A 12,597-nucleotide genomic window follows, 5' to 3' on the forward strand; every position below is an offset into this window, starting at 1 on the left:
ATGGACCAAAGAGAAAGAGCGGGCCAATCGGCCTGCTCTTTTTACTTCAGAAAGAATGCCTCGATCCACCGTCTCAAAGCGCCTGGTTTTCCGACCGTTTCCGCGACAGGAAACCCAATCCCACCAGCGCAGAAAGGAAAATGGCCAGGGAGGGCGGCAGCGGTACTGCCGAGATCGCACCGCCGGCTGCTACGAAGGAGAAGTCCGAGTCGCCGGTATTCCCGCCGATATTATCCTGGTCGAGGCCGCGCAGCGTCATAGAAACGAAATCGCCGAACAGGTTGTCACCCAAAATCTGCCAAACGCCGCCCTGGTTCCCAGGACCGCCCTGACTGGATTTTTCGACCACGATATCGCCCGGTCCGTCCGAACCGTCGTTCTGCCCGTCGATCGCCGGCTGCAAGTTGACGACGGTTACCAGCGGAACCAGATCGGCAGAAGTGAAGGACAGGGAAGAGTATAGGCTGGCCGTCGTTTCGCTGTCCGGACGCAGATAGAAACTATCAATGGAGAGATTGGCGCGGGTTACCTCGATAACGCCGACTTCACCGAAAGAGTCGTTGTGTTCACCCGCCGGGTAAAGATGCGCGACGGTCAACTGGTTCAGGAAGACCTGATTGCTGAAGTCGAAAGTCAGGCCCTCGTTGTTGATCTCACCCGTCGGCGGTGCACTGGTCCCCAGCACCTTGCTGATACTGCCGCCATCCGTCTCGAACAGCGCCGAACGGCTGAGCGACGGGATCGACTTTCTTTGCAGAGTCAAACCGCCCGATGCGGATACGGTGACCGAAGGACCGTCGACATTTCCATTCAGGCCGCTGATGTCGATCGAACCGGTCGTGGCCGCCCCCAGGCCGAAGCCCAGAACGTCTTGGGAGTCGATAACCCAGCTCGCCGCGGCGGCCGGCACGATAGGCGTTAGGATAACCGGCGCCGACACAGCGATGACATTCAAAAGCTTCTTCATGGATACACCCGAAACAGAAGTTGTGACTAACTCGTACGGGCAATATGGCCGCTTCTTACGACCCTCCCTATGACCGCGATCACTCGGTCAACAGTCGTTGACAAAAAGGCAAGAAAAACCACTGCGACAGACAGTTATTCAACGACAAGAGGCTCCACTGCGGCGCGCACATGGGCCGGGATCGGCGTCGGTGTCATGGTCGCGCGCTCCACATAAACATGCACGAAATGACCAAGCGCTGCGGGCTTGTCCTCGCCCTGCCGGAAAATACCGATCTGATAGGTGATCGAACTGCGTCCCAGCTTCGACACGCGAATGCCGGCCTCAACGGTCTCCGGGAAGGTCAATTCGTGGAAAAAGCTGCATTGTGTATCCACGACCATGCCTACGACATCTGTCGAGCGCGGGTTGAGACCCGCCTCTTCGATCAGGTGCTGGTTCACCGCCGTGTCGAAATAGGAATAGTACTGGACGTTGTTCACGTGTCCGTACGAGTCCTGATCCATCCAGCGGGTGGTGATCGACCGGAACAAAGGGAATTCGTCGCGGCCCGGGGCGTCTTCGCGTTTCATCGATGCTCGCTCTTAAAAGTTCGTGGGGGAAGTACTCGAAATCCCAAACCAGCCGTTTTCAGACCTTTCTGGGAATCTTCACGTCGTGAATTTTCATATAGTCGAATAGCTCGTGCTTCAATGCAGTCGCGGCCTGGATCGGAATCTTGTAGGCATGCGTGCCCTGCACGATACGGGCATCCTGCATGACCCAAAAGGCCGGCGTCTTGCCGCGTGTGGACATGAAGATCGCTTGTGGCAGATCCTCTTCTTTGGAATGGACGATGTTGAAACGAATACCGTCGTCACGCTCTTCGCGGGCAACGTCCAGGTCCCATTTCTCCTGACCGAAGACATAGTGCAACGCTGCCTCCATCAACTGTGCCGGGTCGGACTTGGAGACGTCGCTCAACAACTGGCTCAACAGGATCTCGACCGCGGCGGAAGTGGACGGCAAATCCTCCATCCCGATCATCAAAGCCGCGTTTAAAAGACGGGCGATGGAAGATGCGACCTGTTCATCGGTCAGCAGCGAGAAAGCCGCAAGATCTTCATCCTCCGGCAGGTCCGACAGGTTTTCGGTCGTCTTGTAGACTTCGATAACGAATGACCCGGCCGCCGTGGCGAGGTCGTCACTGCCTTCATGCTTAATCAGCGCAACTCGGGCGCCATCCGCGATGAAACGGGCCTTGGCCATAACCGTCCTCCCCGTGAAGACCTACTTCCCAAGCCCGAACCTTCGTGCCGGGAGACAGCGGAAGACCGTGACCAACCGCCTCAATTTTGCGCGACGACTTCCCGGCAGAAATCAAAGAGAACGCGCCGGGTTTCCTGTTGCGCTTCCAACATCATCATGTGGCCGGCATCCTCGATCACATGGGTACGAGCGTCGGCCAGCGCCGCCGCCAATGGCGCGGCCGCCTTGACCGGTGTCATCTTATCGTACCGGCCGGCGACAATCATCACCGGCGCCTTGATCTGTTCCGCTGCTGCAACGGCCCCTTTGTAGGCGGCACATGTCTTCAATTCGGAAGCGATAACGCCCGGCCGCGCTCGTTCCAGCAGACGGACGGCGCCGCCGACCAGCCAGACGCCGCTGGCGATATTACCGCCGCGATGCGCTTTCGGCCCGTGCCCCCAGGCCGACATCAATTCGGGCGCCAGGATGCGATTCTCCTCAGCCGCCTGGACCAGGACCGGGTGAACACCCATCTGGGCCGAACTGCCGCACAAGACCAGGGCGCGTGCTGCCTCCGGCTTTCTGGCGGCGGCTTCAAGCGCCACCAGCGTGCCCATTGAATGACCAACGATGATCGCAGGCGCGGCACCCGCAGCCTCAATGAACCGGATCAGCCAATCGGCCATTTCCTCAATTGACGGCAAGGGATCCCCCGGTGTCTTGCCGTGACCCGGCAGATCCACCGCCAGAACATTGAAGCCGTGATGCGCCATATAACGGGTCTGTTGCCCCCAGACCGTATGATCCATTCCGGCACCGTGTACGAAGACGACGCTGGGTTTCACGGCATCGAATGCCTGCCCGCCATCCGCCACGAAGGCCGGACTCCCATCTACACTCACAAACATGGTCGGCTACTTCCCTATCCGGTCGCTGTTCCCAATCATTCCGCCCGTCGCGCCCTATTCGGCGGCCTGAGGCACCGCCTTGGAGGCTGCCCGCAATCCACGTTCCAGGTCTGCGATCAGGTCGTCCGGATCTTCCAGACCGACCGACATGCGGACCAGGTCCTCTCCTACCCCCGACGCCTTCAACTGCTCGGCACTCAACTGGCGGTGCGTCGTCGTCGCCGGGTGCAGCACCAGCGATTTGGCATCGCCCACATTGGCCAAATGACTGAACAACTGGACCGCCTCGATAAAGGCTGCGCCTGCGGCGCGCCCGCCCTTTACGCCGAATGACAACATCGAACCGGGTCCTTTCGGCAGATATTTCTTGGCCAATTCGTGGTCGGCATGGCTTTCAAGCCCGGGATAGGTGACCCACGCAACCGCATCGTGCCCTGCGAGATACTCCGCGACCTTGCCCGCGTTCTCGACATGCCGCGCCATCCGCAGCGGCAGCGTTTCAAGCCCCTGCAGCAGATAGAAAGCGTTCGCCGGCGACAGGGCGGGGCCGAAATCGCGCAAGCCTTCCGCCCGGGCCCGCATCACGAAAGCATGCGGGCCGTATTCGTCGGCGAAGGCTATGCCGTGATAGGCGGCATAGGGTTCGGTCATGGTCGGAAAACGATCCTTGCCGTCCGCGTCCTGCGAGGCGGACCAGTCAAATCGCCCGGCATCGACGATTACGCCGCCCATCGCCGCGCCATGGCCGCCGATCCACTTCGTCGCCGAATGCATGATGATGTCGGCGCCAAAATCGATCGGTCTGCACAGGTAAGGGGTGCTGAAGGTCGCATCGATGACCAACGGTAGACCCGCGTCGTGCGCGACCTTGGCGACAGCTTCGATATCCAGAACTTCCAGCCCCGGATTGCCCAGCACTTCGGCGAACAGCATGCGGGTGTTCGGCTGGATCGCGGCCTTGAAAGCCTCCGGATCACGCGGATCGACAAAAGTGGTCTCGATCCCGAAACGCGGCAGGGTATGTCCGAACATATTGATCGACCCGCCATACAGGGATTTGGAGGCGACAATATGGCTTCCCTGCCCCATCAAGGTCGCGACGATGAGGTGCAGCGCGGCGTGGCCGCTTGAACAAGCCAGTGCCGCGACACCGTTGTCGAGGGCGGCCATGCGTTCCTCCAACACCGCTACGGTCGGGTTGGATATTCGGGAGTAGATATGTCCCGCGGCCTCAAGATTGAACAGCGCCGCGGCCTCCTCGACATTGTCGAAAACGTATGAGGTGGTCTGATAAATCGGCACCGCGCGCGCACCGAAGACCGGATCGGGCTGCTGGCCTGCGTGCAGGGCCAATGTGTCGAATTTCAGGAAGTCCGGCTGGACCATTCTATCCTCCCACCCTTTGATTCTCGGTGCCCCGTCCTTGGGCCGGGACCGTCTGCCGCCCCGATGGGTCGGCCAGCGCGGAAGGTAGCGAAACGTAAGCGTGACGGCAAAAGGTTTGCGCGGTTCAAAGCGATCGGCGGACCGGCCTGTCATACCGTTGGCGCACAGCCACCAAACTGGACCCGTTCGGCCAAAAAAAAGGGTCGCCGAAGCGACCCAATAGCAAGCCTAACCCCTTTTAATCGGGACCCCTGTTCAACTTGCGTCGGAACGGACGATATCAAACGCGTAACAATTGTCAAAAGGGAAATAGACCGTTTCTACTGCCACGGGGATTTTTTACAGCCAATGCGGCGTTCACCGCGATGGTCTGGAATATACTGCCAATAATCGGGATAGAACGCCTGCCGCCCCGGCCGATACCAGTCAGACAATCCGGGTGCTGAAAAGAAAAGAGCCGCAACATGCGGCTCAGTTGAACAGGGGGTCTAAGAGTGCCATGGCCCGTCGGGAGTGTGACGGGCTGGGGTCAAGAGCATTTATAGGCCGGATTCGCTAACAAATCGTTAAAAAAATGAACCTACAGACAAAAGTCGTACATTTTGTCAACGGCGGCTATTATTTCGCCCGCCAAGTTCTCCCTACAATGTCGGGTCGTCGGAGACCTGGATCAGCTGTTTCCCCATGTTCGCACCGGTCATCAGGCGCAGGAAAGCGGCGGGCATCGATTCGATCCCCTGCATCATGTCTTCCTTGTGTCGAAGTTTTCCCGACTTGGCCCAGGCAGACAGTTCGGCCCGCGCCTCATCGAAGCGGTCCGCATGGTCGAAAAGGATGAAACCGCGGACCGTCGCCCGCGCGATCATGATATTGCGCAGGAACCTCTCCCCGATATCCGGCTCTTCGAACTTGTCGGCCAGCGCAACCGTCCCGCAGATCACAGTGCGCGACTTTTCCGCCAGATTCCGCATCACCGCGTCGTGAATCGGGCCCGCCGTGTTGTCCAGGAACAGGTCAACGCCATGCGGACAGGCCCGCTTCACGGCGTCTGTCAGGTCGGTCGCGGTTTTGTAGTTGATCCCTTCCGCATAACCGATGTCCTTGCACCATTCCACTTTCTCGTCAGAGCCCGCGACCGCGATTGGCCGCGCACCCTTGATGACGGCGATCTGGCCGGCCACCTGCCCAACCGCACCTGACGCCGCCGAGATCACTACATCGTCGCCGGCTTTCATTTCCCCGGCCGCCAACAGCGTAAAATAGGCGGTCAGGCCGGGCAGCCCCAGATAACTTAATGCGGAATGGATCGGCCCCATTTCGGGGTCGACCTTGCGGAGGGCCGAGGCTTTCTGGACGTTGTACTCCTGCCAATCGAATCGGAAGCTTTCCACTATGTCACCCGGCTTCAGGACCGGATCCTTGCTTTCCACGACGACGCCGACACCGCCGCCATGCATCACGTCGCCAATGCCGACACCGGCCGCGTAATTGGCGCGCGGGCTGATCCGACCGCGCATATAGGGGTCGACGGACAAATAGACGGCGCGGGTCAGTACCTCCCCCACGCCCGGCTCGGGCATCGGCGCTGTGCGCATCTGCCAGTTTTCCGAGGTCGGCATGCCCGTGGGGTGGGAGGCCAGGACCCATTGCTTCATTTCATTCGACATCGACGATCCCTTAAAGAGACTTGTACCGGTTGTTTCGACTGACCGCGTCAGGACTTGAAGAAGGTTTCCGCGTGACCGCGGGCAGACTGCTTACTGGCGATTTTCGCCCTGGCGCGTTCAATTTCCGCTTCGCGTTCCGTGATATATTCTTCCAAAGCTTCAATGGACATCGTGTCCAGGTCCACGGGATCGAGCGTTTTCGGTTTCGGTGGCTCCAAATCGTCGGGAATCATGCCTGGGTCCTCCCAAAATTTTCTTTCGGTTCTTCTTCTGGCTTTCAGTTCGGCGTGCCGAACGCTAACTCTATGCCCCGAAGATAAATCAAAAAGAGGGGATGACGGAATGAGCTTGCCGGAAACAATGCGTGTCGTGGAAATCGCGTCCTTCGGCGGACCGGAAGTCTTGACCCCGGCCGAACGCCCGGTGCCGAAGCCCGGGCCGGGCGAGGTGCTGATCAAAGTTGCGGCCGCCGGTGTCAATCGACCCGACGTTTCCCAGCGGGTCGGCGCCTATCCGCCGCCCCCCGGCGCCAGCGATTTACCGGGCCTGGAGGTTGCCGGAACCGTCGCCGCCGTGGGCGAAGGTGTTCAGCGCTGGGCCGAAGGCGACGCCGTTTGTGCGCTCACGCCTGGCGGCGGCTATGCCGAATACTGCCTGACACCGCAGGAACAATGCCTGCCGATCCCGGATGGCTTTGACATGGTGAAGGCCGCCTGCCTGCCGGAAACCTTCTTCACGGTCTATTTGAACGTCTTCATGCGCGTCGGCCTGAAGGCCGGGGAGAAATTCCTGGTCCATGGCGGATCAAGCGGCATCGGGACGACCGCCATTCAATTGGCACGCGCCTTTGGCGCCACGGTGTTCACAACCGCCGGATCGGACGAGAAGGTAAAGGCCTGTTTGGACCTGGGCGCACATCACGCGATCAACTACCGGAGCCAGGATTGGAAAGAGGCGATCAAGGAAGCGACCGAGGGCAAGGGAGTCGATGTCATTCTGGACATGGTCGGCGGCGACTACATCCAGGGGAACATCGATAGTCTCGCTTTCGACGGCAGGCTTGCGATCATCGCCTTTCTGCAGGGATCGAAACGCGAAGTCGACCTTATGAAGGTGCTCGCGAAACGGTTGTCGATTTCAGGATCGACCCTGCGGCCGCAGCCGATCTCCAAGAAGGCCGAGATCGCCGCAAATCTTCAGAATCACGTCTGGCCGCTGTTGGAGTCGGGCAAAGTAGCGCCCGTTCTGTTCAAGACCTTTCCCTTGGAACAGGCCGCTGACGCCCACCGTTTGATGGAATCGAGCGACCACATCGGCAAGATCATGCTGACGGTGGACTAACGGGGACGGTTTCTTCGCAGGTCAATCAGCTGCGTAGAGACACCCATCCGGTGGAGAGGTGAATGCCGCATTCGGTCTTGCCGCTGCCGCTCCACCGCCCATCCCGGCTGCCGCCGCCATCCGATTTGGCGGTGCAATGCTTGCACCCGATCGATGTGTATCCGTGTGCGATCAGCGGGTGCCGGGGCAGGCCGAAATTGTCCAGGTAGTTCTCGATCTTCTCCGCGCTCCAATCGAAAAGCGGATTGATCCGGAACTGACCGTTCGTGACATTGACCAGGTCCAAATCGCTGCGCGCAGCACCGTGAACACGTTTCCGTCCGGTGATCAGGGCGTCGAACGGCCGGATCGCCTGCTGATACGGCCGAACCTTCCGGATCGCACAACAGGCATCGGTCGAAACCGACCACAAAGTACCGGCAGGGTCCTCGCGTCGGATATCTTCATCGTTTGACGAAACCGTCCGGACGTTCGTCAGTTTCAAGCGGTCGATCAACAGGTCGCGATAAGCGATCGTCTCCGGGAACAATTGGCCGGTATCAACGAACAATACCGGCACCCCGCGGTCGATCCTCGAAACCAGGTGCAACAAAACGGCACTTTCGGTCCCGAAGGATGACGATACGGCAATTCGGTCGCGGAACTCCTCGAACAGCCAATCCCTCAGATTATCTTCCAAACTGTTTTCAAGTGCCCGAAACCGAACATCTTCCAACCGGGTTGTCGCCCCGCCCGGGCTTCTCGCCAAAATCCCGTACATCTGTCCACACAGCCCCTCATGCGCCACTTTGAGGAAGCAGATATAACGATTGGCGCGAGGCTTTCAACCAATATATCTAGATTTCTTGATGAATAGAATTTGAAGGGCCAAGACACTAGTGGCGCGTTGGCTGTTGCGGGCCGACGATCGCATTGAAAAAAGCCCGCCCGTCCGTCGCCGCTTCTTCCATCAGGGACGCATAATTCGGCCAACTGGGCCACAGGCATCCCTCGACACCACCATCCTCGATTATGAGATTGGCGTCGAATTTTCGCGCGATCTTCTGCATCTTTCGATTATCGATCAGGCACATCATGTAAACGCGGGAGACATATCGATTTCGCGCCATGTTCAGCACATGCCGAAGCAGCAATGTGCCGATACCGAGATTCTGCCAAGCAGCCTCAACGCTGAGGGCGATTTCAGCCACCGGGCGCGGAAACCGCGTTACCGTTGCCAGTTCCCCTACACCGCGTAACTCACCATCGATGAAGGCGCCCAGAACGACCGTCGAAGACCAATCCAGACCGGCGCAATAGGATCGGACGCGTTCGTCGCCCAGCGTCCCCATGAAACGATTGCAACGATCCTGCGCCGTCAGTCGCAGCAAATGATCCTGATAGGTTTGCTAGTCCCGCGACGTCAATTTTCGCACAGAGACTGTAGACGCGGCCGAAAATGCGGCCCGATCGGGTAGAATGGTAGGAAACAAAAATTCAGACTTGGGGAGGGCCATCGCGGCTTATCCTCTAGGTGATAATTAACACACCCTCCCTGTCGCCTAAGTAAGCCTGTTTATATTGCGCCGCAACATAAATGATCCGCAATTCTACGAATCTACCGACCGACGCGATAACCTTATATACTGATGATCTTTTTCAATCTTCTTCTATCTGTTCTTCCCAAGAAGACGACGCGCACAAGCCAACTCTACCGCAACGCACAAAACCTCCATCGCCTTCTTTATCTCTGTTACGGACGGTAGAGTGGGCGCAATTCGAATATTGCGGTCCGCCGGGTCGCGATTGTAGGGGAACGTCGCCCCTGCCGGCGTGCATTTGACCCCTGCCTCGCCGGCCAGACGGATGATTTCGGAGGCACAGTCGTCCATAACGTCCAGACTGACGAAATACCCGCCCTGCGGCGTGGTCCAGTCGGCGATGCCTTTTTCCGCCAGGCGCCGATTCAAAGCCTCTTCCACGGCATCGAATTTCGGCTTCACGATAGCGGCATGCTTTTCCATATGCGTCAGGATGCCGCCCATGTTCTCGAAGAAGCGGACATGGCGCAGTTGGTTAAGCTTGTCGGGCCCGATCGTGGCGAAGGACAGTTTCTTAACCGCATCCGCGATATTCGCCTCCGAGGCCGCCATCATGGCGACGCCGGAGCCGGCATAGGTGATCTTGGAAGTGGAGCCGAACATCAGCACCCGGTCCGGATTCCCCGCCGCGTCACAAAGGGCAAGAATATCCGGGATCTCGGCCGGGCCGTCGCCCAAATGATGCACCGCATAGGCATTGTCCCACAGAATCCGGAAATCGGTCGCTCCGGTCGTCATCTTGGCAAGCCGCGCGGAGACCGCCTCCGAATAAACCGCACCGGTCGGATTCGAATATTTCGGCACACACCAGATCGCCTTGACCGCGGGATCGGCCGCCAACGCTTCAACCGCATCCATATCCGGACCGTCTTCCAGCATCGGCACAGTTACCATCTCCAGGCCGAGGCGTTCGCAAATCGCGAAATGACGATCGTATCCGGGAACCGGGCAGATAACCTTGGCAGCGCCGTCTTTCGACCCGACCCGGGACCAAGGGCCCCTTCCGCCGGGCATGCCGAATAGGACTGCTCCGGCCAGCGTGTCATACATCATGGTCAGACTGGCATTGCCGCCAACGATGATCTGAGACGGCGCTACGCCCATATAATCCGCGAACAGGCGCCGGGCTTCCGGAATACCCTCTACGATGCCATAGTTGCGATAATCGGTTCCGCCCTCGCCCGCGGTATTTCCGGGGCCCACCAGGGACAGCATGCCGTCGGCCAAGGTGAGTTGATCCGGCGCCGGCTTGCCGCGGGTCATATCCAGGGACAAGCCTTCGGATTTAAGTGCGTCGAACTCCTTCGAAAGATCCTGTTCGACCTGTTCCAGAGCACTCTTTTCCATGTCCGCCAGTTTCATGACCCGATATCCATTTCAAAAGTTTCAATCAGACGCAGAAGCGCCGGCAGCCTTGTAGTGCCGCCGGCGCTGGATGGACAAGGCCCCTGCCTTGTCGATTCTGGATTTTCTTACTTGTTGGCGTAACCGACGTGGTGCAGCGAATCCTCAATCTCGTCCAGAATGGCCGGATCGTCGATGGTCGCGGGCATCTTGTATTCCTCGCTATCCGCGATTTTCACCATGGTCGCGCGCAGGATCTTGCCCGAACGAGTCTTCGGCAGGCGTTTCACCACCGCCGCGGTCTTGAAAGCGGCCACAGGCCCGATCTTCTCGCGCACCAATTTCACCGCTTCCTGGACAATTTGATCATGGCTGCGTTCCACGCCCGCCTTCAGGACAAGGAAGCCCAAGGGCAACTGCCCCTTAAGCGGATCGGCAACGCCGATCACCGCGCATTCGGCGACATCGGGGTGGGACGCCAGCACTTCCTCCATGGCGCCCGTCGACAACCGGTGGCCGGCAACGTTGATGATATCGTCTGTCCGCGACATGACGAAAAGATAGCCGTCTTCATCCATGTAGCCCGCGTCGCCGGTTTTGTAATAACCGGGATACTCGGTGAGATAACTGTCGATCCAACGCTGATCCGCGTTCCACAGGGTCGGCAGACAAGACGGCGGTAAGGGCAGCTTGATACTGATCGCCCCCATCTCGCCACGCTTCATTTCGTGGCATCCCTCATCCAGTATCCGCACGTCGTAACCGGGAACGGGTTTCGTCGGCGACCCTGCCTTGACCGACAATTGCTCAATGCCCAGACAATTGGAGACGATCGGCCAGCCGGTTTCGGTCTGCCACCAATGATCAACGACTGGGACCTTCAGCTTTTCCTCCGACCAGAACAACGTGTCCGGGTCGCAACGCTCACCCGCCAGGAAAAGCGCGCGGAAGTTCGACATGTCGTATTTACCGATCAGACTTCCGTTCGGGTCTTCCTTCTTGATCGCCCGGAAGGCGGTCGGCGCGGTGAACAAGGTCACCACATTGTGCTCTTCTATCACCCGCCAGAAGACGCCGGCATCCGGCGTGCCGACCGGCTTGCCCTCAAAAAGGATCGTCGTCGCCCCATGCAGCAGCGGCGCGTACACGATATAGGAATGTCCGACCACCCAACCGACATCGCTGGCGGCCCAGAACACCTCCCCCGGGTCGATGTTGTAGATGTTCTTCATCGACCATTTCAGCGCCACCATATGGCCGCCATTGTCACGGACCACCCCCTTGGGCTGGCCGGTCGTGCCGGAGGTGTAGAGGATATAGAGGGGATCCGTCGCCGCCACGGGGACGCATTCGGCAGGGGGCGCGGCCGACATGCCCTCATTCCAATCGACATCGCGGCCCGGCCGCATGTCCCATCCGGCCTCGTCGCGCTTGAATACGATGACTTTCTCGACGATGCCCGGCGCTAGATCCAGCGCGCCGTCGATCATCGGCTGATAGGCCACGACACGCCCCGGCTCGATCCCGCAACTCGCGGTGATGATCGCCTTCGGGGTTGCGTCCTTCACCCGGGTTGCCAATTCATTGGCCGCAAATCCGCCGAACACGACTGAATGAACCGCCCCCAACCTGGCACAAGCCAGCATGGATACCGCCGCTTCCGGCACCATTGGCATATAGATGATGACGCGGTCGCCTTTCGTCACGCCATTCGCCCTGAGCATGCCGGCACAGCGGGACACCTCATCCTGCAATTGCGAATAGGTCAGCGTGCGCTTCGTGCCGGTGATTGGGCTGTCATAAATGATCGCCGCCTGTTCGCCGCGCCCATTTTCAACATGACGGTCGACGGCATTGTAGCACGTGTTGCATTCGGCACCCGCGAACCAGCGATAGAAATGCGGTGCCCTGCTGTCGTCCAGGACCTTGTCCCAAGGCTTCACCCAGTCGATGTCCTTCGCGGCCTCGGCCCAGAACCCTTCAGGGTCGCGCAACGACCGTTCATGCAATTCGTCCATCAAACCCATCGACGGCATCCTCCCCGTATTCCTACCGGCCTCTTTACGGCCGATCATTACTTAACACTTATACCGCTTCCTTATACCGCCCGGATGGCAGTTGCCAAAGCCTCTACAGGGTTGAAAACCTTTTGCCCTTGATCTGGCTCAAGCCCC

General features: G+C 59.1%; 12 protein-coding genes. 1 reads left to right on the top strand and 11 read right to left on the bottom strand.

The window, feature by feature from the left end; genetic code table 11:
* Positions 1–73: 73 nt before the first annotated feature.
* From ACQK2G_RS14405 to ACQK2G_RS14435, 7 genes are all read right to left on the bottom strand, one after another.
* The gene (locus ACQK2G_RS14405) at positions 74–967 is read right to left on the bottom strand and encodes a hypothetical protein (RefSeq protein ID WP_425405732.1); all 894 of its coding nucleotides are present in this window, start codon (positions 965–967) and stop codon (positions 74–76) included.
* Between the two features lie 134 nt (positions 968–1,101).
* Positions 1,102–1,539, bottom strand: coding sequence for an acyl-CoA thioesterase (locus ACQK2G_RS14410; RefSeq protein ID WP_425405733.1), 438 nt, complete (start codon positions 1,537–1,539; stop codon positions 1,102–1,104).
* 58 nt (positions 1,540–1,597) lie between these two features.
* Positions 1,598–2,215, bottom strand: a complete 618-nt coding sequence (locus ACQK2G_RS14415; protein WP_425405734.1) for a hypothetical protein — start codon at positions 2,213–2,215, stop codon at positions 1,598–1,600.
* A gap of 80 nt (positions 2,216–2,295) precedes the next feature.
* Positions 2,296–3,105 carry an alpha/beta fold hydrolase gene (locus ACQK2G_RS14420; RefSeq protein ID WP_425405735.1) on the bottom strand — a complete coding sequence of 270 codons (810 nt, stop codon included), beginning with the start codon at positions 3,103–3,105 and terminating at the stop codon, positions 2,296–2,298.
* Between the two features lie 54 nt (positions 3,106–3,159).
* Positions 3,160–4,491 carry an O-acetylhomoserine aminocarboxypropyltransferase gene (locus ACQK2G_RS14425; RefSeq protein WP_425405736.1) on the bottom strand — a complete coding sequence of 444 codons (1,332 nt, stop codon included), beginning with the start codon at positions 4,489–4,491 and terminating at the stop codon, positions 3,160–3,162.
* A gap of 641 nt (positions 4,492–5,132) precedes the next feature.
* Positions 5,133–6,158: an NADP-dependent oxidoreductase gene (locus ACQK2G_RS14430; protein WP_425405737.1), complete on the bottom strand. Its 1,026-nt coding sequence runs from the start codon at positions 6,156–6,158 to the stop codon at positions 5,133–5,135.
* A 47-nt stretch (positions 6,159–6,205) separates the two neighbouring features.
* Complete coding sequence (locus tag ACQK2G_RS14435) at positions 6,206–6,391, bottom strand: DUF1192 domain-containing protein (protein ID WP_425405738.1); 186 nt, start codon at positions 6,389–6,391, stop codon at positions 6,206–6,208.
* Positions 6,392–6,500: 109 nt separating this feature from the next.
* Between ACQK2G_RS14435 and ACQK2G_RS14440 the strand changes: the two genes are divergently transcribed.
* A complete protein-coding gene (locus ACQK2G_RS14440; RefSeq protein ID WP_425405739.1) occupies positions 6,501–7,499 on the top strand; it encodes an NAD(P)H-quinone oxidoreductase in 999 nt (332 codons plus the stop codon).
* Between the two features lie 25 nt (positions 7,500–7,524).
* Here ACQK2G_RS14440 and ACQK2G_RS14445 read toward each other — a convergent pair whose 3' ends face one another.
* From ACQK2G_RS14445 to ACQK2G_RS14460, 4 genes are all read right to left on the bottom strand, one after another.
* Entirely contained in the window at positions 7,525–8,259 is a 735-nt protein-coding gene (locus tag ACQK2G_RS14445) for a phosphoadenylyl-sulfate reductase (protein WP_425405740.1), read from the bottom strand.
* Positions 8,260–8,374: 115 nt separating this feature from the next.
* On the bottom strand, positions 8,375–8,869 hold the full coding sequence (locus tag ACQK2G_RS14450; RefSeq protein ID WP_425405741.1) for a GNAT family N-acetyltransferase: 495 nt from the start codon (positions 8,867–8,869) through the stop codon (positions 8,375–8,377).
* Between the two features lie 279 nt (positions 8,870–9,148).
* Positions 9,149–10,441, bottom strand: coding sequence for an aminotransferase class I/II-fold pyridoxal phosphate-dependent enzyme (locus ACQK2G_RS14455; RefSeq protein ID WP_425405742.1), 1,293 nt, complete (start codon positions 10,439–10,441; stop codon positions 9,149–9,151).
* Between the two features lie 110 nt (positions 10,442–10,551).
* Positions 10,552–12,459, bottom strand: a complete 1,908-nt coding sequence (locus ACQK2G_RS14460; protein ID WP_425405743.1) for a propionyl-CoA synthetase — start codon at positions 12,457–12,459, stop codon at positions 10,552–10,554.
* Between the last annotated feature and the right edge of the window lie 138 nt (positions 12,460–12,597).

The organism is Hwanghaeella sp. (assembly GCF_965227365.1).
Taxonomy (GTDB): domain Bacteria; phylum Pseudomonadota; class Alphaproteobacteria; order UBA8366; family Aestuariispiraceae; genus Hwanghaeella.